Raw genomic sequence first — 24,911 nt, 5'->3', positions numbered from 1 at the left:
GAAATTCTCCCGGTTCACAAAATTGAGTCGCTGGAGTAGTGGGGGCGCAGAGAAATCTCCGGTCGCAGCCTTACCCGGTCAAAACAAGGATACCAATGATGAAGACTCTCGCCGTCTGCTCTGGCGGATTGGACTCCGTTTCCCTTGCTCACATGGTGGCAGCGGAGCACGAACTCACCGGCCTTCTATCTTTCGACTATGGCCAACGGCACAGGAAGGAATTGGGCTTCGCCGCTCTTTGCGCGCAGCGACTGAAGGTCCCGCACCAGATCATCGACATCGGCGAAATCGGCCGTGGCCTTTCCGGCTCAGCGCTGACCGACAGTGTCGACGTGCCGGACGGCCACTACGCCGAAGACACGATGAAGATTACGGTGGTGCCGAACCGCAATGCCATCATGTTGGCAATCGCCTTCGGTCTCGCCGCCGCCCACAACGCCGAAGCGGTGGCGGCGGCCATGCATGGTGGGGACCACTTCATCTATCCCGATTGCCGTCCGGCCTTCATTGAAGCTTTCCAGACAATGCAAGACCGCGCGCTCGACGGCTATGCGCAGATACGCCTCTATGCACCGTATGTGAATCTCGGAAAAGCTGACATTGTTGCGGATGGCGCAAGATACGGCACCCCGTTTGCCGAGACCTGGTCCTGTTACAAGGGCGGCGTGCGTCACTGCGGACGATGCGGGACCTGCGTCGAGCGGCGCGAAGCGTTCCATCTCGCCGGGCACGCTGATCCCACCGACTACGAGGACGCCGATTTCTGGCTCGAGGCGCTGCGCAGGAGGCGCGCGTAATGTTCCACATCAGCAAGGAATTCCACTTCTCGGCCTCGCATCAGCTCACCTCCTTGCCTCCCAACCATCAATGTGCGCGCCTGCACGGGCATAACTATGTCGTCGTAGTGGAGCTGTCGGCCAAGGAACTGGACGCCCACGGCTTCGTGCGCGACTATCACGATCTGGCGCCGCTCAAACGCTACATTGACGAGAGCTTCGACCATCGGCACCTCAACGACGTGCTGGGACATGAGAAGGTCACGGCGGAATGCCTGGCCAGACATTTCTATGAATGGTGCAAGGCACGTCTGCCGCAGACCGCGGCCGTGCGCGTTAGCGAAACACCGAAAACTTGGGCGGAATACCGTCCGTGACCGACATGCATCCCGTAATCCGTGTGAGCGAGATATTCGGGCCGACGATCCAGGGCGAGGGCGTGCTCATCGGCTTGCCGACGGTGTTCATCAGAACCGGCGGATGTGATTATCGCTGTTCATGGTGCGACAGCCTTCACGCGGTGGACAATCAGTATCGCCATGAATGGCTACCGATGCCGATCGATGCCGTGTGGCAAACCGTCCATGCGCTTTCCGGCGGCAGGCCGGTTATGGTCTCCTTGTCAGGCGGCAACCCGGCCATTCAGCCGTTCGGTCCCCTCATAGAACGAGGCCATCGCGAGGGCTATCGTTTTGCACTGGAAACGCAGGGTTCCGTGGTGAGGGAGTGGTTTGCGGATCTTGACGTGCTGACCCTTAGCCCAAAGCCGCCGTCCAGCGAAATGACGACCCGTTGGGCTGCGTTTGAGGCGTGCCTCGAAGCGGCGCAAGAGAAGCCGCAAATCGTGCTCAAGCTCGTCGTTTTCGACGAGAGTGACTATGCCTACGCCAAAGAAGTCGCGGCGCGATATCCGCACCTTCCGATCTATCTGCAACCCGGCAATCACACGCCGCCGCGCCCCGGCAGTGAAGACGCCTCTGTCGACTTGGACGGAATAATGATGCGAATGGAATGGCTTGTCGAAAGGGTGACCAGCGACAGGTGGTTCGAAGCCCGCGTGTTGCCGCAGCTGCACGTTCTGCTTTGGGGTAACAAGAGGGCGGTCTAGTCTGCGGCTTGCGTCGCACCGGAAGGCCGGGCTCCGACGGCTTGGCAGGCTCTCTTCGCGTGCCGAGTACAGCCGAGCTTTGTTCGCGCCAGCGGTCTCGCGATTGTGCGGCTGGAAACCGCCCGGACACCCGCTGCCGGCGTGTGTCACCTTGACTCCGATGAGCTGTCGTCACGCAAAGTTGAAATCCGCAAGAACTGGCCTTCTCGCCCCACCTGCTTGACTGTTTCCTCCGTCGCAAGCACGTCATCCCCTCATCCTTGTTCAGCTCTTATCGATGTATCTCATTGTCCGGCCTGACGCTCGACTGTCAGACACCAGAACGCCCAACGGGGCTGGCCCGCCGGTCAACGGCAGCTGCTAAACAGAACGGCGATGTGCATGGGAATGCATCCATTGCGTAAATGCCTTCCATAAAGAAGATCGATTTCCTCACTGGCCCAACGTGAAATATAGCAACGTCTTCGTGGCGTCGTCGGCTGCGTCAGGAGTAGCGATGAAAACGTATTGGGGTCGCCTGCGTCTCCTTGGGCGGCGAGTGTAAAGTGTAGCGATGCGGCCTCAGGCGCGAACGGCGAGCCGCGCAGTGATCACCTTCGCCTGTGCCTTTGCGGCGGGGGTCAAGCGCTGGTCTGCTCGAATTTTTATCGTCTAGCTGGTTGAAACTGCGTCCGTTGCGGGCTGCAGAAGCCGGCCGGCCGAGAAACGGCAGCCGCACTTATAAAAGCACGCCAAGGCATGCGGGCATCCGTCAGTTGCAAAGGACAATAGTGGCCGCGCCGATTGGCCATCACGGGTCCATTAGGGCAGCCACCAACATCAGTTCGCAAGAGGAGCAAAAGCAATATGTATCGTCGTCACCTGATCAAAGGGTTGGTTGCGCTCGGCGCATGCCGGATTTGCGTTCAAGCCGCCCAAGCGACCAGTGCCCATTGGGGATACACCGGTCCGGTCGGACCGGAGCACTGGGCTGATCTGGATAAGAAAAATTTCGTATGCTCTGCCGGCACGCAGCAATCGCCGATCGATATCAACAGCGCGGTCAAGGCGGATATCCCGCATATCGCCATCGGCTGGCACAAGGGCGGCGGCAATATGGTGAACAACGGCCACACCATTCAAATCAATATGCCACAAGGCAGCACGCTGACCCGCGGCGATCGTGTCTACGAACTGGTACAGTTCCATTTCCATGCGCCAAGCGAACATCACGTGGCGGGCAAGAGCTTCCCGCTGGAGGTGCATTTCGTTCACAAGGACACGCAAAGTGGTACTCTGGGCGTGCTGGGCGTCTTTTTAACGCCCGGCGCGACAAATGCCAGCTTTGCTGCCCTTGCTGCGGCCTTTCCCGAACTGCCGAATGGGGAGGTTACGATCGACGAGGTGAATCCCAACTGGCTTCTGCCAGCGTCGCTTGGCTATTGGACTTATGAGGGCTCACTGACGACGCCGCCGTGCGCCGAAAACGTCGAGTGGATGGTGGCGATGGAACCGGTTGACGTTGATCCGGCAGACATCCAGCGATTTACCTCACTTTACCCGTGAACGCGCGCCCTTTTCATTCACCCAATCGACGCTTCATCCTGCGCCAGAGTTGAGCGCCGCCCCAGCGGTTCCGCACGGTCCAACATTCTTGGCACAAATTGGCGCGAAGCCTCCTCTTCCGGTCTGGCGGTCTGACGGCGCTCCCCAAGCTGGCTAGTCTAAAGGATAGGGATTCGGTGCCGGCACCACTCGTCCCAAAGACGTCGCGGCGAGGTTTGTCTGCAACCCGGCAATCACACGCCGCCCCGCCGTGGCAATGAAGACGTCTCTGTCGAGTCCGACGGAATATGATGCGCATGGAATAGCTGGCCGAAAAGGTGACCAGCGACAGGTGGTTCGAAGCCCGCGTCTTGCCGCAGCTGCACGTTCTACTCTGGGGTAACAAGAGGGCGGTGTATACCTTCTCTTAGCTTCGCCGCCAACTACTCGGTTTTCCGAATTGCTCTCTATATTCTTGAAGGCGATGCGTTCGTTAAAGACATGTGCTGCGCACCTGGTGTAAAAGCTGCTCTCATCATGCAGAGGTCAAGTTGTAGCTGATGTTGCCCTTGATGCCGCAGCCTACCGCGGCGGGACCAAACTCAATGGCAAGCAGGCCGGCTAGGATCGTGCAGCCAGTCGCGAGCCTCGCCCACAACGGGGTCTCACGCGCATGATGGCGCCGGCCATGGGTTCGGCGGTTGTACTCATTGTCTACATAGCGCCGTTTGCCCTCGCTCTTTCTCCCCGCGGGGCAGTATGCCCATCTATCATGACCAGGTGCATATTAGCCCTATGCAGACAAGCGGGTGGCTACTTACATCGTGAGCGTTCTCGAGAAGCCGTAGTGGCGCACCGTGCTGACCAACAACGAAAAGGCGCAACCCCTTGCCCGCGCGTTCGGTTGCCGCTCACTCGTCATCTTCTGGCGGTTCTAGTTTGCCAACCGAAACCTCTAGCCTCGTGGTGCACTCAATAAGGTTAGCTAGCAATTTGGCATCAATGTCTGTGTGCCCCTCGTACTCGGAGAGGTTTCGCTCGTTGTGCGCTTTAGAAAAATCTGAATGTCAGCCTTGTCGGTTCCGACGGTATGAACGAGCGCTTGAAACACCGAAGTGCGATTGTCCGAGCGATAGCCTTCGCGGCGTAGGGCTGCCAGGGCAAGCCGATGCGCAGCTCCATATAAGAGAGTGAATTGGCTGTCGGGGTCGAGACCTTTCTGTGCGTCAGTTAAATTCTTGCGGGCGCCACCCAGCATGCCGTCATATTCGGACAGCGATGGGGGCTCACTTTTCATCAGCCCAATCTTTACGAGGTTGTCTAGTTCTTGCTTGCCCACGCTTGTAAATCTTTCTCCGAGCCGATGAGGAAAATCTTTGGAAGGGTACTTACCTTTCGGACAAACGACCCTTTCTGCGACGCCTTTCGTTGCCATTCCTCCGGCGACAGAAATGTCGGACTGACCTTTCGGCCTAGTCTCAGTTCCGCGTTTTGTGCGGCTGAATAAAGTTCAGAGAGGTTCAGGTTATCGCCGACCACCATCAAATCGATATCGCTGCGTTCTGTGTCCGTGCCTTTGGCGACTGAACCGTACACGAAGGCAGATTTGATCGAATGAAAGTGCGACAGCAATTCCCTTAGTGGCTCGGTTGGTATTTGGTTCTTAAGTGAAAAGTGCGCCGTGCTCTGCAAAGCAGGGGGGGCTGCGTTCTCAGGCCCCGCGCTAGTGCCGTCACGATGCGCCTTTAGGCGCTGGTATTCATCGACCGAAAGCAGCACAAGCCGTTCGCGGCCATTCTTGCTGATGATCACGGGTTCCGCTAGCGCCTTGTCCTGATACACCCCTAAGTTGCGCTGAAATTCAACCGAGCTAATGACCGACATAGAATTGTCCCGATAATCCGTTATATCCGTATAATACGTATCTTTTTGAAAATATCAATGATCTCGTGCTAAGGTACTGAATTATTTGCCTTCGATATAGCGCGTCGGCGGAACCAACTCGTAGACGGGCTATGAAAGGTTAAGCGCGGATGTCTATCGGCCGCCGGCGTTCCCGCTCCGCAAGCCTGCCTGAACTATTCCGCGCGGCGGTCAAGCCCCAGGCTCCTGCTCATCCAGCGACCGCAGGCTGGAAAGACAATAGCCGACGTCTTCCGATGGTCTCGCCATCAGCTTTGGGCTAGCTCCCCATTATCCCGCTTCGAGCTCGACACAGGGCGGTTTCGATGGCGCACGACAATCTGTGTCGGCTTTGTCGTGTCCGTGACAGACGCCTGAAAGGCCCGCTCGCGCGTTTTGCCGCCGTCTAAGTGGCTGGAATTTAATAACGAAGTTTCTTCTCGGATCGGCCGATCACGCTGGTACGCTTTTTGCGATGCTTGGTGTGAGGCGGCACGAGCTGCCTATCGGCACTTGTGTCGCGGGCAGTCGCGATGATTAGAACGAAGGAAGGAAAGCTATTATGTCAGGTCTGCGTCAGATCGCCTTTTACGGCAAAGGCGGCATCGGCAAGTCCACCACCTCCCAAAATACGCTCGCCGCCCTTGTCGACCTCGGGCAGAGAATCCTCATCGTAGGATGCGACCCCAAAGCCGATTCCACACGCTTGATCCTGAATTCGAAAGCTCAGGATACCGTCCTGGATCTCGCCGCACAGGAAGGTTCGGTGGAAGACCTCGAACTCCAGGACGTGCTCAAGGTCGGCTACAGAGGCATCAAGTGCGTGGAGTCCGGCGGCCCCGAGCCGGGTGTCGGTTGCGCCGGCCGCGGCGTCATCACCTCGATCAATTTCCTCGAGGAGAATGGCGCTTATGACGATGTCGATTATGTCTCCTATGACGTCCTCGGCGACGTGGTATGCGGCGGCTTCGCCATGCCGATCCGCGAAGGCAAGGCCCAGGAGATCTACATCGTCATGTCCGGCGAGATGATGGCGCTCTATGCCGCCAATAACATCGCCAAGGGCATCCTCAAATATGCCCATTCGGGCGGTGTGCGGCTGGGCGGGCTGATCTGCAATGAACGTCAAACCGACCGTGAACTCGATCTGGCCGAAGCACTGGCTGGCCGATTGAATTCCAAGCTCATCCACTTCGTGCCCCGCGACAACATCGTCCAGCATGCCGAACTCAGGAAGATGTCGGTGATCCAGTACGCGCCGGACTCCAAGCAGGCAGGGGAATACCGCGCTCTGGCCGAGAAGATCCACGCCAATTCGGGCCAGGGTACGATCCCGACGCCGATCACCATGGAGGAGCTGGAGGAGATGCTGCTCGACTTCGGCATCATGAAGACCGACGAGCAGATGCTTGCCGAGCTTCACTCCAAGGAAGCGGCGAAGGCGGCGGCCCAGTAGTGACATTAGCGCTGCCATGAATCGGCGCGCCTTGCAGAGAACGGCGCCTATTCGTTGAGGCGTCACCCAACCTTGAAAGGGGACTCATGAGCCGGGAATACGAGAATGACGGTGCTCTTCATGCGAAGCTTATCGAAGAGGTGTTGTCGCATTATCCCGACAAGGCGGCGAAGCGCCGCAAGAAGCACCTCAACGTCGCAAAGAGCGGCAACGAGGCTGGCGGGGAAAGCGAGGTCCTTTCCGAATGCGACGTCAAATCGAACATCAAGTCCATTCCCGGGGTGATGACGATTCGCGGCTGTGCATATGCGGGTTCGAAAGGCGTGGTGTGGGGGCCAGTCAAGGATATGGTCCATATCTCGCACGGCCCGGTCGGCTGCGGCCAATACTCTTGGTCGCAGCGCCGCAACTACTACGTCGGTACGACGGGCGTCGACACGTTCGGGACAATGCAGTTCACCTCCGATTTCCAGGAGAAGGACATCGTCTTCGGCGGCGACAAGAAGCTGGAACAGATCATTGACGAGATTGAAGTCTTGTTTCCGCTTAACAACGGCATCACCGTGCAATCCGAATGCCCTATCGGCCTGATTGGCGATGACACCGAGGCGGTTTCTCGCAAAAAGACCAAGGAGTATGACAAGACGATCGTGCCGGTACGCTGCGAGGGTTTCCGCGGCGTCTCGCAGTCGCTTGGCCACCACATCGCCAATGATGCGATCCGGGATTGGGTCTTCGACAAAAAGGATGTCAAGTTCGAGGCCGGCCCCTACGACGTCAACGTCATCGGCGACTACAATATCGGCGGCGATGCCTGGGCCTCGCGCATACTGCTTGAGGAGATAGGGCTGCGCGTGGTCGGCAACTGGTCGGGTGACGCCACACTCGCAGAGATCGAGCGCGCCCCGAAGGCTAAGCTCAATCTTATCCACTGCTACCGGTCGATGAACTACATCTGTCGGCATATGGAGGAAAAGTATGGCGTCGCTTGGATGGAGTACAATTTCTTCGGTCCCTCCCAGATCGAAGCCTCTCTGCGCAACATAGCCAAGCATTTTGGGCCGGAAATCGAGGAAAAGACCGAAAAGGTCATTGCCAAGTACAGGCCGCTTGTTGATGCGGTCATCGCCAAGTACCTGTCGCGCCTGGAAGGAAATACCGTGATGCTCTATGTCGGCGGCCTGCGCCCCCGCCACGTCGTCACGGCCTACGAGGACCTCGGCATGGTCATCGTGGGCACCGGCTATGAATTCGCCCACAGCGACGACTATCAGCGCACCGGCCACTACGTGAAGAACGGCACGCTGATCTATGATGACGTGACCGGCTATGAGTTGGAGAAATTCATCGAAGGGATTCGCCCAAATCTGGTCGGCTCGGGAATCAAAGAAAAATACCCGGTGCAGAAGATGGGCATACCGTTCCGCCAGATGCATTCCTGGGATTATTCAGGCCCGTATCACGGGTACGATGGCTTTGCCATTTTCGCACGTGATGTGGATCTCGCCATCAACAACCCGGTCTGGGACCTATTCCACGCGCCTTGGAAAAGAAGCCGGGGCGATGAGCGGGCGATGGCTGCCGAATAAACATCTGCTTTAGCCCCAGTCTCCCACTGAGACGGTGAACTCCCGCGGCCTCTGATCCGCCGGAGCCTGGAACGTCTTGACGTCCTGAGCTGCCGTACCGCGCAGCCAGATGCAAAAGAGGTAATCATCATGCCGCAGTCGGCTGAAAAAATTCTCGATCACGCTCCCCTGTTCCGCGAGCCGGAATACAGAAAGATGCTCGCTGAGAAGAAGCTAAACTTCGAATGTCCGCACCCCGATGAGATCGTTTCCGATCAGCGCGATTTCACCCAGACGTGGGAATACCGCGAAAAGAACCTCGCCCGCAAAGCGCTTGTCGTGAACCCGGCCAAGGCCTGCCAGCCGCTGGGTGCGGTATTCGCTGCCGCCGGCTTCGAACGAACCATGTCCTTCGTCCACGGCAGCCAAGGTTGCGTCGCCTATTACCGCTCGCACCTGTCGCGCCATTTCAAGGAGCCTGCCGCGGCGGTCTCCTCCTCAATGACCGAGGATGCGGCGGTGTTTGGCGGCCTGAAGAACATGGTCGACGGGCTCGCCAACACCTACCAGCTCTACGACCCGAAGATGATTGCCGTGTCGACGACCTGTATGGCAGAGGTCATTGGCGACGACCTGCACAGCTTCATCCAGAACGCCAAGGACGAAGATTCAGTCCCGCGCGACTTCGACGTGCCCTTTGCCCACACGCCGGCCTTCGTTGGCAGTCATGTCGACGGCTATGACAACATGGTCAAAGGCATTTTGGAGCACTTCTGGAAAGGCCAGGAGCGTACGCAAGTCGAAGGAGCCATCAACATCATTCCGGGCTTCGACGGCTTCTGCGTCGGCAACAACCGGGAGCTCAAGCGCCTGCTCGATGTAATGGGCGTGTCCTACACATTCATCCAGGATGCCTCTGACCAGTTCGATACGCCTTCGGACGGTGAATACCGCATGTATGACGGGGGCACGAAGATCAACGAGGTGAAGAAGGCCCTCAACGCCGAGGCAACGCTTTCGCTGCAGCATCACAACACCCGAAAGACGCTGGGCTATTGCGAGGAGGTCGGGCAGGCGACGGCCTCGTTCCACTATCCGCTCGGCGTTCAGGCGACCGACGAATTCCTGATGGAGGTCGCGGCGATTTCCGGCAAGGAGATCCCCGAGGCAATTCGCCTCGAGCGCGGCCGACTGGTAGACGCCATGGCGGACAGCCAATCCTGGTTGCATGGTAAGAAATACGCCATCTACGGCGATCCCGACTTCGTTCACGCGATGGCCCGCTTTGTCATGGAGACCGGCGGCGAGCCAACCCATTGCCTCGCCACCAATGGCACCTCGGCATGGGAAGCCGATTTGAAGAAGCTGCTAGCATCCTCGCCTTTCGGCAAGGCTGCCCAGGTTTGGGCGGGCAAGGACCTGTGGGCGCTGCGCTCACTGCTCTTTACCGAGCCGGTGGACCTTTTGATCGGCAATTCCTACGGCAAGTACCTGGAGCGCGACACCGGAACGCCGCTGATCCGGCTGATGTTTCCGATCTTCGATCGGCACCATCATCACCGCTTTGCGCTCTTTGGCTACCAGGGCGCGTTGCGCGTGCTTACGACGATCCTCGACAAGATCTTCGACAAACTCGATCGCGAGACGAGCGAGACGGGTGTGACGGATTATTCCTATGACCTCACGCGCTAAGAGCCGTGGCCGGCTTTTCGCCGAGGCCATTCCTTGCCCAATGGACTGGGGAGGCTGAGCAATGTCCTCCCTCAGCGCCAAAATCAAGGACGCCTTCGATGAGCCCGCCTGCGATAAGAACCGTGGCAAAGATGCCAAGGCGCGCAAGGAGGGCTGCTCGAAGTCGCTGACACCAGGGGCGGCAGCCGGCGGCTGCGCCTTTGACGGAGCCAAGATCGTCCTGCAGCCGATCACCGACGTTGCGCATCTGGTCCATGCGCCGCTTGCCTGCGAGGGCAATTCTTGGGACAACCGTGGTGCGGTTTCGTCAGGACCGACCTTGTGGCGGACAAGCTTCACGACCGACCTCACCGAACTCGACCTGGTGATGGGGCAGGGCGAGCGGAAACTCTTCAAGGCGATCCGCGAGATCAAGCACACATACGCGCCGCCGGCGATCTTCGTCTACTCGACTTGCGTAACGGCGCTGATCGGTGACGACATCGAGGCCGTGTGCAAACGCGCCACGGAAAAGTTCGGTTTGGCCGTGGTGCCGATCAATGCGCCTGGCCTGGCAGGCTCCAAGAACCTCGGCAACAAGCTCGCCGCCGAGGCGTTGCTCGATCATGTCATCGGCACGGTCGAACCCGACGACTCTGGGCCCTACGACATCAACATCCTTGGCGAATTCAACCTCTCGGGCGAATTCTGGCTTGTAAAGCCGCTCCTCGATCGGCTCGGGATCCGGGTGCGCGCCTGCATTCCCGGCGATGCGCGTTACCGCGACATTGCTTCCGCGCACCGCGCCCGGGCGGCAATGATGGTGTGCTCGACCGCGCTGATCAGTCTTGCCCGCAAGATGGAGGAGCGCTGGGACATCCCGTTCTTCGAGGGCTCCTTCTATGGCATCTCCGACACATCGCAAGCTCTTCGCAACCTTGTCAGGCTGCTGGTGAGGAAGGGCGCCGATCCGGAGATCCTCGAGCGCACAGAGACGCTAATCGCGCAGCAGGAGGCGATCGCGTGGAAGAAACTCGAATCCTACCGGCAAAGGCTCCAAGGCAAGCGCGTGCTGCTCAACACAGGCGGTGTGAAGTCCTGGTCGGTTGTCCATGCGCTGATGGAGATCGGAATCGAGATCGTCGGCACCTCGGTCAAGAAATCTACGGTGCAGGACAAGGAGCGCATCAAACAAGTTCTCAAGCACGACAAGCACATGTTCGAATCCATGGCTGCGCGCGAGCTGTACGCCATGCTCTCTGAACACAGGGCCGATATCATGCTGTCGGGCGGTCGCACGCAATTCATTGCGCTCAAGGCCAAGACGCCCTGGCTCGATATCAACCAGGAGCGCCAGCATCCTTATGCCGGCTATGACGGCATGGTGGAACTCGTACGCCAGATCGACCTCGCCATTCACAATCCGATCTGGTCTCAGGTGCGCCAGCCGGCCCCGTGGGATTGCCAGCCTGATCTGATAGGCGAATTGCCGTGCACGAGGAACGAGACCGCGTACCTGTTTGATGAATTCGCATGCGCGACGGCACACGAGTGTTGAGGCGACCGATGGCCCGCATCCTTCTCCAGAGCAAATCGGCTGCGGTCAACCCGCTGAAGTCGTCGCAGCCGCTGGGTGCCGCCTTTGCCTTTCTTGGCGTCGACGGTGCGATGCCGCTGTTCCACGGCAGCCAGGGATGCACAAGCTTTGCGCTCGTTCTCTTCGTGCGGCACTTCAAAGAAGCGATTCCCTTGCAGACTACGGCGATGGATGAGGTGGCGACCATCCTCGGCGCAGCCGACCATCTGGAAGAGGCGATCCTCAACCTCAAGAACCGCACGAAGCCAAAGCTGATCGGGGTGTGCACGACCGCGCTCGTGGAGACGCGTGGCGAAGATTGCGCGGGTGATATCGCCAACGTCAAGCTGAAGCACACGCAAGAGCTTGCGGGTACGGAGGTCGTGCTGGCCAACACGCCGGATTTTGACGGCGCGATCGAAGAGGGCTGGGCCAGGGCAGTCACCGCAATGATCAAAGGGATTACACGCTCGGGCGAACGTGCGCGGCAGCCGAAGAAGATCGCGATCCTGCCCGGATGCAACCTCACTGTCGCCGACGTCGAGCATATGCGTGACATGGTTGAAAGCTTTGGGCTCAAGCCGGTTATTCTGCCCGACATTTCAGGCTCGCTCGACGGTACGGTTCCTGACCGCTGGGTAGCGACTACATACGGCGGCACCAGCGTCGAGGACGTTCGCGAGTTGGGCACGGCCATGCAATGCATCGCCATCGGTGAGCACATGCGCCGTCCGGCGAGAGTGCTGCACGGGTTGACCGGCGTGCCTTACGTGTTGTTCCAGTCACTGACTGGGCTGCAGGACACGGACCGCTTCGTGTCGCTGCTGTCTGCGATTTCGGGCGCGGCGGTACCGGCCCGCGTGCGCCGGCGCCGGGCGCAATTGCAGGACGCGATGCTCGACGGACATTTCCATTTCGGCGGCAAGAAAATTGCCATCGCTGCCGAACCAGACCAGCTGTTCCAACTTGCGACCTTCTTTGCTGGCCTCGGCTCCGAGATAGCCGCGGCCGTCACAACGACCGACAGGTCTAAAATTCTCGAGAAAGTCCCGGCGGTTTCGGTTCAGATCGGCGATCTCGGCGATCTGGAAAGTCTTGCCGTCGGTGCTGACCTGCTTGTCACGCATTCGCACGGGCGCCAAGCATCGGAGCGGCTCCGAATTCCGCTCATGCGCATCGGGTTCCCGGTCTTCGATCGACTAGGCAGCCAGCACAAGCTCGCAATTCTCTATCAGGGCACCCGCGACATGATCTTCGAGGTCGCCAGCATCTTCCAGGCCAACCAACACGCGCCCACTCCTGAGGCGCTTGATCCACTCCGTAATCGAGAAATATCACGATGAACGCTGTTCGCCGCCTCTCGCTGGTCAGTAGTGAGGTTTTCGCCCCGATGCCTGAACGACGTAAGGGCGCATTGCGCGTTGCGATCGCCACTCAGGACATGCAGGACCTCAACGCCCATTTCGGGTCGGCCAGGCGCTTTGCTGTCTACGACGTGACGCGCGAGGAATGGAATCTCGTAGAAGCCGTGGCCTTCGATGACGTGTCCGATGAAAGCGGGGAGCATCGGGCCGAGCGCGATGATCGCATCACGCCAAAGGTGGATGCGCTCAAGGGCTGTCAGATCCTGTTTTGTCTGGCAATTGGCGGCCCTTCGGCAGCCAAGCTTGTCGCGGCAAAAATCCACCCGATCAAAGTGGCGGAGCCCCAATCGATCCCACAGGTGCTCTTGCGCACGCAGATGATGCTCAGGACGTGTCCTCCGCCTTGGCTGCGCAAGGTGCTGGCGCGAGCGGGCATTGCCGAAAAGAAACCGTCCTTCGAGGACGAGGACTGAAAAGAGGAGGACGCCAATGCCTGACCCCGCAATCCCCCCAGCTGTCGCCGAAGACGAGGCGGCTCTTTGCACCCCGTTCGTCAAATGCCTCGTGCGGCTGATCCGTTCTCAGGATTCCTATGGCTCGTGGGAACGCAAAGCGGACGCTGAGCTGCTGGGCGACTTCATCATTACCAAGGAACAGCGCCGAGGGATCCCAATCATCGGAGATCCCGATCCCGACGTGCTGTGGAGGCTCGACAAGTACTACGCCGCCATCGGGCTTGCGATCGAGGAGCGCTGCGGCCTTATGGCATCGCCGATGATCCAGGTGAGCCATGAGGGTTTTGGTCGGGTGCTTTTCACGACCGGACGGCTGGTCGTTTTGTCCAAAACGCTGCGCGATGTCCACCGGTTTGGCTTCGAGACGCTCCTGAAGCTCGCCACGGCCGGTACGAAGCTGGTCGACGATGCGATTTCAGTCATCGAAACCTTTCCCCACGTGGCGCTGGCATGATGGGCGCGATTTTCGAGAAAGGCCATCATGACGGACCCGAGAAACTATGTTGGCCAGTCCCCTCGATCCAGGGACTCGAGGCCGACCAGGTTGTTGGGGTATCGCCGATGAAGAAGCCGCTGGTCCTGATCTGCTCGCAAGATGCCGAGTTCTATCTGCTCTACAGCCACATACTGGAGGTTGACGGTTTCAGCAGTGAGACGGCAGACGGCGCGAAGGCTGCGCTGGCCTTGGCCGAACAACGGGAGCTTCAGGCCGTAGTGCTGGATTGCGACCCAGCCAGCATAAACGGGTCCGCAATTTGCGCCCACCTCAAGCGGGAACCGCGCACCACCGACCTGCCTATCATCGCCCTGATCGCGCCTGGCGCCGAGCACCAGCACCTCGATCTCTTGAAGGCAGGCGTTGAGAGCTTTGTGCGGCCGGTGGCTCCGGCCAAGCTGCTCGACTGCCTGCGGGCGAGGCTCGGGCTGACCAAGCGTGGTCCGAACGGGGTTGAAAACGACAGTTGGATTTGTTGTGGAGGCCTGGAGATGAAGCTCGATGCCCATCGGGTTCGCGGTAATGGCCACGACATCCATCTCGGACGGATCGATTTCAACGTGCTGCGGCTTATGATTGAGGCCCCCGGCAAGGTCTTCAGCCGGGACGAGCTTATCGGGGCGGCCTGGCTGCCCAACATTCATGTCGGTGCACGCACCGTCGATGTCCATATCAGCCGAATCAGGAGGGCGCTGAAAACGGCCTTGCCCGGCAGCGTCATTCGCACCGTCAGGTCGGCCGGCTACTCGCTCGAGAAGCCGGACGACTGAAATCGGTGATCGAACGTGGTGCCGCTCTCTCTTCCTCCTGAGAGCGGTGTTGCCGCTTTGAGGCGCTCCTAACGAAGACCAGGAGAAGCAGGCAAATGGAATTTAAAAGCATATTCAGTGTGACGGGTGCTGATCATTCTGATGAGGACCTCACAACAGCTGCCGGACTGTGTGCCGAGGTCGGCGCGCACCTATCGGTACTCATTATACCGCCTCCATTGCTCTTGATGTTGTCTCCGCCCCCCGAATGGAATACAGGACGTGCACAGGCAATTGCAGTACCGAACTATCGATTTCAGCAAATCGAGAAATTTTCACAGGACGTGACCAGAATGGAAAGACGGTCCGCGGATATCCTCAAAAGGCTGAAAGCTATGTCGCTTTCCTGTGACGTTGACACCGACTATTGCGATCCGGCTAGCCTCGGTGAAGTGGCACGACAGCGGGCGCTCTGCGCTGACCTGACGATCGTTGGAGGAGACCTCCTCAACGATGAGACTCTCGGACCTCCTGTTGTCAACGGCTGCTTGTTCGATAGCGGAAAGCCGGTGCTCATCGTGCCGAAGGGCGTTAAGGCGACGCTGTCGCCTCGACGCGTGCTGGTCGGCTGGGATTCGCGTGTAGAGGCCTCGCGTGCGGTTCGGGAAGCTCTTAGTATCCTATCCGCTGCCAAGGAAGTCTGTGTCGCTATGGTCGATCCAAAGGCGCAAAACAACGGGAAAGGCGCGCAGTCTGGAGCTGACATCGCTGCCTATCTTACTCGGCACGGTGCTCGGGTCTCCGTTGACCTGCTTAAGAGCGCCGGCAAATCGGCGGGCACAGTGCTGACCCAGCACGCGAACGACATCTGTGCTGACATGATGGTTATGGGTGCTTATGGCAGCCGTGGGCTGCGTGAGCGGATTTTCGGCGGTCCGCCGAGCTGGAGCTTTGGGAAGACCACATTGCCGCTGTTTTTGGCTCGCTGATCAGCTCCGTAGGAACACCGATCAGGTCGTAGGACCGCCAACCAGTCCGAAGTCGTCGTCGGTTACCGGTCGGATTGCGGAGACATGGCTGGATCCGCGAACATCTTGCGACGCTTGTCAGAGCCAAACCGGACGCCTCGACTGCTTCACGACGCTCTCGTGCATCCAACTCGTGCGAGATCGTCTGTAACGGGCAGTAAAGACGAACGGCTGCAGCAGACCGCAGCCAAGCCACAGGGCGGGTGTACCAGGGGACCCCCACCTCGGGGCGCGAACCCTGTTGGCCCCTGATCAGTACCCGGACGCGGGTCAAATCGGCGGCTGCCCCCTGTCAGGCCTGCGGTGTGCAAGGGCCGCTGCCGCGGAGCTTCCTCTGCCCGATCGTCGGGCGTGCGACAATGTCGGGTTCCAGACGAGCTGGAATTACGCGAACTCGTTGGTTTGACGTTTTCTTTATCCGGCACGCTGCATGCATGGGAGTCTACGAACGCATTACGAGCCGTTATCCATGGTTACGCCCCTCGAAGAAAGAGCCGCTTCCGTCGTAACCGGGAAACAGCCAATCCTGGGGTGGAGGCAGCCGCTAGGAGCCGCCGTAAAATCCGGAGAGCTGCGCGACAGCATCACACGCTTTCCTTCCGCTCTTGGGTTCGGATGATGCGGTGCCCGCTGTCGATGTCGCCCATTGAGCCCAAGATCTGGAAGGCCGCGCAGGCCTTTTGCCTTCCTCTCAGTCGGGACCGCGGCTCAAGGATGCCTGTGAGGTTCGCAATGCTCAATGCCTGGCGGTCGCCGCGCACATGCCGCTGAGTTGGAAAACACTCCTAGAGGAGCAAGGATAAGTGGACCTCTTTTGCATTGGTATCGGTGCTGGGCCGTCTAATTTGAGCCTTGCGTGTCAGATACAGGAAGAGATTGCGCAAGGGGCACTGTTCCTGGATCGGCAGGTTGATTTCCGCGGACATCCAGGCAGCGCTTTCGATTGCGCGGAGCTCCAGGTCGGCCACTTCCAGGATCTGGTTACTCTGGTCAATCCGCGATCAGCCTACACATTCGTAAACTACCTCCACGAGAACGGGCGTCTTTACCATTTCCTCAATGCGCAATTTCACGGGGTGCTCAGAGCCGAGTTCGCTCAATATCTCAACTGGGCGTTCCAGAAGAATCCGCTTGTCCGTGGCGGCGAGGCCGTTCGCGAAATCCGCTTTGACGGCGAGTTTCGCGTGCGGACGGACAACGCGGTCCTTGATGCGAGAAACCTCGTCATCGACATAGGCAAGCAGGCGCAAATTCCGCCTCAGTTTCATGGCTGGACTGGACCCAACCTGTTCCACTCATCTGAGTTGGCCCACATCAATCCTGAGGTGCAAAAAAAGCATGTCTGCGTTGTTGGCGGCGGACAGTCGGGAGCCGAGCTGCTGCTGCACCTTGTCGGCCGGCCGAAAGAACGGCGGCCCGCGGCGATCACTTGGGTCTTGACGCGCGAGATGCCTTTCGACGACCACCCGTTCACAAACGAGCTGTTCACGCCTTGCTTTTCGGATCGTTTTGCGGCCATGAGCGAGGTGCATCGCCAGCTGTTCCTGCGGCGTTTCGCGCTTGCCTCCGACGGGATTTCAGAAAGCACGTTGCGCGCGGTCTATCAGGCGCTCTACCACCACGCCTTTCTCGAGCCACACCAATGCGACATCACACTGCGGCCAAGTTGCAACGTGTCGCGCTGCATCAACGCAGGGGCGGGGCACAGGCTCACGCTGCAGCGCGGCATGGATAACATCGGAGAAGTAACCGCGGACATCGTCATCCTGGCCACGGGGTACGAGAACGCGCTGCCGGACTTCCTGGAACCGATCGCAGATCGCCTCGAGCAGATCGGCAATGAGCTCGCCACCGGCGAGGATTTTTCGGTGTACTGGGACGGACCGCGAGACAGACGCCTTTTCGTTCAGAACGCCTGCCTTGGACAGCGCGGGCTGGCTGATCCGAACTTTGGCCTGCTGGCCTGGCGAGCGCGCCGTATCCTGGACAGCCTTCTGGGGCGCCCGCCATGCACCAATCCCGAGCATCTGGGCTTCATCAGCCGTACGTTGATCGAGCGCCGGCCCGACCTCGTAGCCGAAGAAATGGGCAGCGGGATATAACTGGTCTACTATTGTTCATTGGCGGTGGCATCCAGGGAATGATGTACGCCTTCGTTGCGGCGAACGCGGGAGCCTTAGCCCAGATCATCTTGACCGAATAAGCACTCGGGCCCTGAGGCACATCGTATATTCTGCGGACGTTTCCCCTACGCTCGTTAAGTCCTTACGTTCACTCGAAAGAGTGCGGTAGCCTCAGCGGCCATGGCTGAGCCCGCGCTCAGCGGGGAGGGTCCTTGCCTTTGGCGATGCATGTCGTGGCTGGACCCGGTGAGTTAGGTGAGTCCGGCCCGGTCTACCCAGCCCCTGCGCCCGCCCCGAAGCCGCTCGCCCGCTCAGCGCTATCGAGGGGGCGCTCGCGCGGCTTCGCTGACCGCCGCGTTACAGCGTAAGGACGCGACCCCAGTGAAGGCATACTCCAGTGTCGCCAATCCCGTTTGGTTGGCCCGCCGCAAGCCGGTCTTCCAACCAAAGGCCGAACTCGCCAATTCGCCAGCCAACTCCACCAACGATTGTCTAAATCCGCTACCCAGGGCGGTTCGCTCGGGCTCGCTTGCTTGAGCACGGCACAGACGGGATCGCGAGCATGATGCCGCGGAATGGGAACGCATCATGCTTGGGCACGAGGGCCCGTGCCAACGCGCATCGCGCCAATCGGCGTCGTCACGTCCGAGATTCAGCACCGGCTGCTCGGCGCTTTTACGCTCGCATCATGGGCCGGCATGCCGCTGGCGATCCATGACGCGATGCCGCCGAGGCTGCTAGTTCATGGAAAGCGATAAGCACTAGATTAATGGGCAACCTCGTCGGGACCGAAAAGGGCGCTAAACCGGCTGGCTAGATCGATCCAGGGTGCCGCGTCTCCGCGCTCTGAAGCTATTCGAACGACCGTCGCCAGATAATCGGTAAAAGCCTTCAGTCTGATGGCGCCTTGCTCAGAAAGGTGGTCAATGGCGTCAAGCGGCTGGTGAACGGCAGCCAGCATATGTTGCACCAAAAGCAGTGAGGATGGGCAAGGGCAGTCGCTCTTACTCGCGAGGCGCCTGCACTCGCTGCAAAGCGGCGGAATGTCCTCTAAGGCTAGGTCGCCGGAAAGCCGTTGTATGAGATTGTCAGTGGCGTTCCACAAATTCGCTCGCATGCAGAACGGAATGCAGCGTGACCCCATGTTGGGCTAGCAGCGCCGTAGCTCCCTCGTCGCGGTCCACGAGGCAAGCAGCGTCACCTACAATGCCCCCGGCGCGGCGAACCTCTTCAATCGCCTTCAATATCGACTTGCCGCTTGTGGCAACGTCGTCAACGATCAGGACGACTTTTCCCTCGAGATCTTCTTTGGGCCCAAGACCTTCAATCACGTCCCTTGTGCCATGAGGCTTTGGAGTCTTGCGAACGAAGATCGTGTTTATGGGTTTGTTCATCGCCGAGCTGACAGCTGCCATCGATCCGATTACGGGGACCGCTCCCATTTCAAGGCCGCCGACGTACTCTGCTTTCACTTGCTCAGCGATTTTTAGGAACTCAAGAGCGGCAAGTTGCGCGCCTCGCGCCATCATCATGGTAGGCTTCATATTGAAATAGATGTCGCTCTCTATGCCCGACGAGAGCGTGTAGCGTCCGGATCGAAAAGAGCGCTCACGGACGATTTCGCGGAGTTCGTCCTTGTCGTGTTGGCTGGAATCAACTGGTCTGAATTTTGCCAGTGCCGCCATAGATCAGACCTCGCCCTAGGGAAAAAATTGGGTGCGGCATGCACCTAGTCACTACCGCTATGTGACTTATGCAAGTGTTCGCGGGGTGTGTCAATTAATGTCAATACCGGTGCGACCGTTTCGCGCAGATTTTTCCATTATCGTTATTGGGTGCCTAAAGCGTGATCACGGGTTTCCCTACGGCTGGGTAGCGTTGGCCACCCGCCCTTGCCCGATCTCGGCAGGCACGGCTTTTCTCGATGCGGGCCGTCTCTTTGAGGATTTGGGCGTTTCATCCTCGTCCCCTCGAGTTCCGCCTCGCTCGGCCCCGTTTGCGCCAGCTTCTTAACCAGGTTGCGCATGAGGTGAGCGTTTCGGCCGCCATGTCGGCCCGTGTCGCTCTTGTGATGACGAGTGGGCAAGGCCGCGCTTTTCGTGCAACCTCCTCGTAGAGGCGCGAGAGGTAAAGTTCGAGCCGCCGAGAATTTTTGTCATCAGCACCGCGGCGCAACATTTCGGCTCGCTTCATCTGACGACGGTAAAAAGCAAAGTTCAAGGTAGGTCGTAGTCCACCTCCCCTGCCGGCCGAGTCTTTACGGCGATATCGGCGACAGGGGCGAGCGTCTGCCTCTGAGGCAGACGCCGAACAGCAGGCCGAGCCTTACACTGATTTTGGTGACATTGAGTTCGCCGACACCCGTGAGATGGAGCCTATCACGGGCGGGAAGCGCCTTGTGGCAGAACTCGACAAGCGGCGCTACGTTCTGGACGCCGGCGTTGCTGACAGGACATCGAGGCGCCCGAAGGTTTCGATTGCCTGCATCAGCCGCGTTCCACCTGCCTCTCACCCTGGCAACCATTTTTCGTCAATCGATCGATCCCGGACGCCGTTGTTGGACTTCGCTGTGATCAAGATCCGCGGACCACTCTTGCTCCCTCGCGGGCGAACCGCGCTTTCCTTGCCGACCCCGCTCGCGGCTTCGGCGATCACCGCCACCTTGTCGATAAGCCGGCCACCGGCTCCCCGTCGCGCTGGTTCAATAAAATATCATTGTGAAAGTTCATGGTTTCTTCCTTTCCGATGGCGAGGCTCGGCTTCCGCGAGATAGTCGTGGACGACCTTCCCGAGCGCGAGCGTGAGATCGGCGACGAGGTGTACGGCCGAGACTACTTCCAGCACCGGCAGTTCGGCGACGGGGGCAAGCGCATGCGACCAGAGGTTCAGGGCTGCCGGGCCGGTCCAGGCGCCTCTCAGATCGATGTCCTCCAGGTGGTATTCCACGAGTTCGCAGATGCGCGGCGTGCCGTCGACATGCGGGATGATTTTGAGGAGGAAGTTCGGGTCGGCGAGCGAGGCCTTAACGCTCGCAAGGTCCGCGGCCCGGTGCTTGTAGCCCATCGTACCCGTCGCGACGCGGACCGGGCCGTAGTCCAGCGTGCCAACAAGCGTGTCCGTCTCTGTTCGGAGCGTTGGGCTGGCGAGCTTCTTGGGAAAGCCCCACAACTCGCGTCCGCCCGCTGTCGGCGGATGGTCGTCGAGAAACATGCAGTGGGTGTAGCTCCCCATGCGGCCGCAGAAGGAGACAGGAATGACCTGTCCGCTTTCCGTGTAGTCGCCGAAGCCCGTCGAGTCCGGCATGCGAATGAACTCGAATTTGACCAGAGGCTCGCACACCTGAAGCGGCTCCGGCACAAGGTCGCGCAGTTTTTGCGGATCGGTGCGATATGTGATGATCAGATACTCCCGGTTGCTGAAGCGATATGGGCCGGGTGGGTAGGCCGGGCTGGTCAGGGGCATGGCGAAAGCTCTCCCACGGACGGTATCTTGGTGCATGTTTGAAATTCCTTTGTGCTGGCTCAAGTGGGCTTAGATAGGTCTCGATGATGGCGGCGAGGCTCTCCGAGGTGCCTTCGTTAGCCTGGATGCATGGCGTGATCGCGCGTAGCCATTTTGCGCTGGGCAATTGCCTCGGGGCGCACTCATTGTATGGTCGCGGACGCGGTTCCATGGGTCCGGTTGTAGTCGAGAGGCAAGATTCGAGGTAAAGTGATTTTGTTCCTCATTTGAAGGCGCTGCTTCCCGTCTGCTCTCGTGGTAGGAGGAAGTGGAGTGGCGGCCAGCTCCGATTTCGCCTCATGGCGGGGTTTGCGGATCAACGCGCACGCGCCATGCCAAATGAGAATCGTTCGAGGCAAAGCGATAGATCTTGCTCAGCTACGTTACGCCTCCGACGTTGTCGGACATCGGATAGCGCCGAACAGGACCGCTTGCGGATTGGGAGGACGTGTCTTTTGCGCAAGAGGACCTCCGCCCCTCAGGCAAATAGCTCCGACCGGGGCGCTATGCTTCACCACCGTCGGCCCGGGAAGTAGCGCTCTTTATGCCGAGGTGTTCTCCCACTGGACGCCGCGCATTCGCCATCATGTGAAAGAGTTCTACCTGCTCGACGACCAGAAATTCTCGACCAGCCGCGGCCATGCGGCTAGGGCAAGGAGGCTCTGGGCCCAAAGGCAGGTTGACGTCGTGCGTACCCATTCGGCGCTGGTACGCCCGCAAGGTGAGCTGGACGCGCTCCGCCGGGGGAACGAGCCATTTCAAGGGATCTTGCGATATCCGTCCTGTTACCCTCGCCGTCTTTACCGGTGTGGTTCGAGGCGCTAGTCAGCGTGACGCGCCTTGCATAGTGCCCGATCACCCGACAACGCCTGTGATCCATCGCGAGGAAATACAGCGGACCTCATTTGCTGGCAGAGTGCCTATCCGACCCAAGTACCTTCTAATGGCGGCTGGCTATCCTGCGGCGCAGATTACTGCAGTCGCGCTCGAACGTGGGCAGGTAGCGTCGCTCGACGCCTGGCTGCAGAAGTGGAGGCAGCGAAGGGCATCCGATACATTGGTGCAGCATTACGTGCTGTCGGGGCTCAACGCCGCGCTGATTGAGCCCAATGCCGCCGACTTGGCAGCCGCGTGGTGATTTATGTCCACGAGGCAAGGATCCACACGCGGCGGTGGCGGCACGAGGACCAAGCCGCCCCGCACTTTCGACCCGGCGCCAAAGTGCCACTGCTCGAGGACGCCGGCCAGTCTAATGACAGGCGAGCCATCCAAGCTCTCACCTGTCCTAAAGCGGCTGGCTCAAGAGGGCGAAACCCGACAGCGGCAGAAGACATGTCAGGTCCACGACAATCGGCCGTGTTTGGGCTCGTGGAGAATTTTCAAAGCATTCCCCGCCGCTTACCGGAGCTGAGAGGGGTTGGCACGCCCATTGCTGCTTGATGGGCGGCAACACTGTGAGAGGACTGAATCGCATGCAAACGCGCAAGACGAGCGATGGCCTCCTGATCCGTGTGTTGCGATTCTGACAGAGAAACCAACTACGCATAAAAGCCACGAAAGGTGTGGGTAGCTTTGGATAAGAACATCATGGAACTGCGTATGGGGTCCCCGGCTCCTCCGATCAAAGTGGAGAACTGGCTGCGTGGCGAGCCCGTCACGAACTTTAAGCCCGGCAAGGTCTACCTCGTTGAATTTTGGGCGACTTGGTGCGGACCATGTGTGACGGCCATGCCGCATTTGGTTGAACTGCAGGAGAAACATGCAGACAGCGGATTTGAGATTATCGGAGTCGCAGCTGGCGAACGGGCTGCAACCGCGGACGAGGCACGTACTAAGGTGGATGCCTGGCTGACCGAGAAGTTCTCGAATCTGAATTATCGTATCGCGTTCGATTACACTGGCGAAATGAACGAGCTCTGGATGGATCCCAGCTCTTCGATCGGGATTCCCACCTCGTTCGTGGTCGACCGCGACGGCCACATCGCTTTTATCGGCCACCCGGCGGAACTCGATGACGTTTTGCCGAAAGTCCTTAACGGCAGCTGGCGCAGCAGCTATGAAGCGAAAGCCGCCGATGCAAAGCGAATCGCGCGTAACCAAAGTATAGCGCGCGAAAGGTCACTGACCCGGCCGATATACGCCAAACTTAGGCCGGCGATGCAGGACAAGGATTGGACAGCGGCACTATTGGCCATCGAAGAAGGCCTCGCCGTGATGCCAGACTCTTTTCATTTTCGGCAGATTCATGCGGATCTTCTGCTTCACAAGCTGCGCGACATCAAAACCGGCTTGCCGCTTATGCGCCAATTGGTCGAGGACGCGATCGACAAAAAGTTCGAAGCGGTGTCTTGGATGGTCATGGCGCTGAACCAACTCTTCGATCCCACGATCGACAACTCCCATCTTCCGCATGATGATCGCTTTGCGATGGGCAACGAGCTCTCAGAACAGATCCTGGAACTTAATCCTCCGCAAGGCGACGGGCCCCTTAAATTCCATTGGTACATCCCGGTCGCTCAGTATTATTACGAGAGCGGCCACAAGGATCGCGCGGTCGAGTTGATCGAGGTGGCAATCAAATCGCTGGACCACCAGGAGCCAATGCCGGACCACACCAAACAGCACTACCTCACCCCGTTGCTCCAAGCCCTGGCCAACTACACGGGTGAGCCCGCCTGTCATGCAGATATCTGTGTGGCTCCGCAAAATAAGGCTTTCGAAACTCAAAACGCAGTCACTTCCTGAGCAAAGATCGCGAAGGGATGACAATTGGAATTCAACACTGGCCAATCCGCCCATCGTGGCTCGCTTCGCAGCAAGTATGTCGATGCAGCAAGGGGGGGCGGCTTGCGGCAGGTTGGATTTCAATTGCGTTGACCATCGGTCGGATCGCGGCGCAGACGATGTGCGCCGCGAATTCGCGCCGTAGGTCTCGCACTCGTGGACATGTCGAGGTCGGCCACGGGGCACTCTTGGGTGGGGTTGGGCCGCCCAAGCCATTCGTCGGCCACGCAAGTGGGCCCGGAGTGGGCATCGCAGGAAAGGGAAATCGTCCTCGAAGACGAAGACTGAAATGAGGAACAACGAGATGCCTCATGCACCGGTTGGCCCTGCTGTCAACAAGGACGAAGAAGCCCTTGCTCGCCCGTTCGTCAAATGCCTTCTGCGGCTGATCCGTACTCAGGATTCCTTCGGCTTATGGGAAGGCAATTCGGACGCCGAGCTGCTGGCCGAATTCATCATCACCAAGGAACAGCAATGTGCGACCCCTCTCATCGGCGATCCTGATTCGGACGCGCTGTGGAGGCTCGACATGTTTTACACCGCCGTGGCGCTTGCGATTGAGGAGCGCTCCGGCGTGTCGACTTCGCCAATAATTGGAATGAAACCCCTGGGGGCTTCCGGCGGTTGGTCGTTCTATCGAGATGTCCACCGGTTCGGCTTCGAGACTTTCCGCAAACTGGCTGAGGCCGGTACGAAACTGGTCGACGATGCGACTGCAGCCATTGAAGCCTAGCCCGAGATGGCGCGCATCAAGAAAACCATTGTTCCAG

The 24,911-nt window shown here is 59.2% G+C and carries 19 protein-coding genes and 2 pseudogenes; 18 read left to right on the top strand and 3 right to left on the bottom strand.

The genetic code is table 11. The features are described from left to right. The first annotated feature begins 98 nt into the window (after positions 1-98). From queC to EN857_RS35895, 5 genes and pseudogenes are all read left to right on the top strand, one after another. On the top strand, positions 99-797 hold the full coding sequence (gene queC / locus EN857_RS30205) for a 7-cyano-7-deazaguanine synthase QueC (RefSeq protein WP_091599584.1): 699 nt from the start codon (positions 99-101) through the stop codon (positions 795-797). Beyond that, a complete protein-coding gene (gene queD, locus EN857_RS30200) occupies positions 797-1,153 on the top strand; it encodes a 6-carboxytetrahydropterin synthase QueD (protein ID WP_063169374.1) in 357 nt (118 codons plus the stop codon). The genes queC and queD overlap by 1 nt, the downstream gene beginning before the upstream one ends. Positions 1,154-1,158: 5 nt before the next feature. Then, positions 1,159-1,884 (top strand): 7-carboxy-7-deazaguanine synthase QueE, encoded by a 726-nt coding sequence (gene queE / locus EN857_RS30195; RefSeq protein WP_164747234.1) that lies wholly within the window; start codon positions 1,159-1,161, stop codon positions 1,882-1,884. 846 nt (positions 1,885-2,730) lie between these two features. Continuing rightward, a pseudogene (locus tag EN857_RS30190) lies at positions 2,731-3,482 on the top strand (carbonic anhydrase). A 160-nt stretch (positions 3,483-3,642) separates the two neighbouring features. Then, positions 3,643-3,839: pseudogene (locus EN857_RS35895) on the top strand (7-carboxy-7-deazaguanine synthase QueE); the annotation flags it as partial. Between the two features lie 889 nt (positions 3,840-4,728). On the opposite strand, the gene EN857_RS30175 reads toward EN857_RS35895, so the two are convergent. Beyond that, entirely contained in the window at positions 4,729-5,292 is a 564-nt protein-coding gene (locus EN857_RS30175) for a type II toxin-antitoxin system prevent-host-death family antitoxin (protein ID WP_245466524.1), read from the bottom strand. A 580-nt stretch (positions 5,293-5,872) separates the two neighbouring features. Here EN857_RS30175 and nifH point away from each other — a divergent pair. The 10 genes from nifH (at position 5,873) to EN857_RS30125 (ending at position 17,835) form a co-directional block, all read left to right on the top strand. After that, the gene (nifH, locus tag EN857_RS30170) at positions 5,873-6,766 is read left to right on the top strand and encodes a nitrogenase iron protein (RefSeq protein WP_024505261.1); all 894 of its coding nucleotides are present in this window, start codon (positions 5,873-5,875) and stop codon (positions 6,764-6,766) included. An 86-nt stretch (positions 6,767-6,852) separates the two neighbouring features. Beyond that, positions 6,853-8,355 (top strand): nitrogenase molybdenum-iron protein alpha chain, encoded by a 1,503-nt coding sequence (gene nifD, locus EN857_RS30165; RefSeq protein WP_024505262.1) that lies wholly within the window; start codon positions 6,853-6,855, stop codon positions 8,353-8,355. Positions 8,356-8,484: 129 nt separating this feature from the next. Then, positions 8,485-10,026, top strand: a complete 1,542-nt coding sequence (gene nifK / locus EN857_RS30160) for a nitrogenase molybdenum-iron protein subunit beta (RefSeq protein WP_029356526.1) — start codon at positions 8,485-8,487, stop codon at positions 10,024-10,026. A gap of 61 nt (positions 10,027-10,087) precedes the next feature. Continuing rightward, entirely contained in the window at positions 10,088-11,563 is a 1,476-nt protein-coding gene (gene nifE / locus EN857_RS30155) for a nitrogenase iron-molybdenum cofactor biosynthesis protein NifE (RefSeq protein ID WP_126057648.1), read from the top strand. Positions 11,564-11,571: 8 nt separating this feature from the next. Continuing rightward, positions 11,572-12,924: a nitrogenase iron-molybdenum cofactor biosynthesis protein NifN gene (nifN, locus tag EN857_RS30150; RefSeq protein ID WP_135859556.1), complete on the top strand. Its 1,353-nt coding sequence runs from the start codon at positions 11,572-11,574 to the stop codon at positions 12,922-12,924. Continuing rightward, positions 12,921-13,418, top strand: a complete 498-nt coding sequence (gene nifX / locus EN857_RS30145; RefSeq protein ID WP_063169371.1) for a nitrogen fixation protein NifX — start codon at positions 12,921-12,923, stop codon at positions 13,416-13,418. Before nifN ends, nifX begins: the two co-directional genes overlap by 4 nt. 16 nt (positions 13,419-13,434) lie before the next feature. Then, on the top strand, positions 13,435-13,914 hold the full coding sequence (locus EN857_RS30140) for a NifX-associated nitrogen fixation protein (RefSeq protein WP_024505267.1): 480 nt from the start codon (positions 13,435-13,437) through the stop codon (positions 13,912-13,914). A 107-nt stretch (positions 13,915-14,021) separates the two neighbouring features. Continuing rightward, positions 14,022-14,726, top strand: a complete 705-nt coding sequence (locus EN857_RS30135; RefSeq protein ID WP_224571202.1) for a response regulator transcription factor — start codon at positions 14,022-14,024, stop codon at positions 14,724-14,726. A gap of 95 nt (positions 14,727-14,821) precedes the next feature. Next, complete coding sequence (locus EN857_RS30130; protein WP_126087041.1) at positions 14,822-15,694, top strand: universal stress protein; 873 nt, start codon at positions 14,822-14,824, stop codon at positions 15,692-15,694. Positions 15,695-16,536: 842 nt separating this feature from the next. Next, on the top strand, positions 16,537-17,835 hold the full coding sequence (locus tag EN857_RS30125) for a SidA/IucD/PvdA family monooxygenase (protein ID WP_127323364.1): 1,299 nt from the start codon (positions 16,537-16,539) through the stop codon (positions 17,833-17,835). 1,109 nt (positions 17,836-18,944) lie between these two features. Here the strand turns inward: EN857_RS30125 and pyrE are convergent. Together pyrE and EN857_RS30110 are read right to left on the bottom strand one after the other, a co-directional pair. Continuing rightward, positions 18,945-19,541 carry an orotate phosphoribosyltransferase gene (gene pyrE, locus EN857_RS30115; RefSeq protein WP_029356507.1) on the bottom strand — a complete coding sequence of 199 codons (597 nt, stop codon included), beginning with the start codon at positions 19,539-19,541 and terminating at the stop codon, positions 18,945-18,947. 1,027 nt (positions 19,542-20,568) lie between these two features. Beyond that, entirely contained in the window at positions 20,569-21,354 is a 786-nt protein-coding gene (locus tag EN857_RS30110; protein ID WP_029356505.1) for an acetoacetate decarboxylase, read from the bottom strand. A 946-nt stretch (positions 21,355-22,300) separates the two neighbouring features. Here EN857_RS30110 and EN857_RS30105 point away from each other — a divergent pair. The 3 genes from EN857_RS30105 (at position 22,301) to EN857_RS30095 (ending at position 24,874) form a co-directional block, all read left to right on the top strand. Continuing rightward, positions 22,301-22,495, top strand: a complete 195-nt coding sequence (locus EN857_RS30105) for a hypothetical protein (protein ID WP_127241403.1) — start codon at positions 22,301-22,303, stop codon at positions 22,493-22,495. Positions 22,496-22,944: 449 nt separating this feature from the next. After that, on the top strand, positions 22,945-24,102 hold the full coding sequence (locus EN857_RS30100) for a TlpA disulfide reductase family protein (protein WP_127241402.1): 1,158 nt from the start codon (positions 22,945-22,947) through the stop codon (positions 24,100-24,102). A gap of 328 nt (positions 24,103-24,430) precedes the next feature. Beyond that, positions 24,431-24,874: a DUF269 domain-containing protein gene (locus tag EN857_RS30095; protein WP_245511359.1), complete on the top strand. Its 444-nt coding sequence runs from the start codon at positions 24,431-24,433 to the stop codon at positions 24,872-24,874. Positions 24,875-24,911: the final 37 nt, after the last annotated feature.

It is taken from the genome of Mesorhizobium sp. M4B.F.Ca.ET.214.01.1.1 (assembly GCF_004791545.1).
Taxonomy (GTDB): domain Bacteria; phylum Pseudomonadota; class Alphaproteobacteria; order Rhizobiales; family Rhizobiaceae; genus Mesorhizobium; species Mesorhizobium abyssinicae.
The sequence above is the reverse complement of the archived record's forward strand: the minus strand, read 5'-3'. Positions and strand labels throughout refer to the sequence as shown.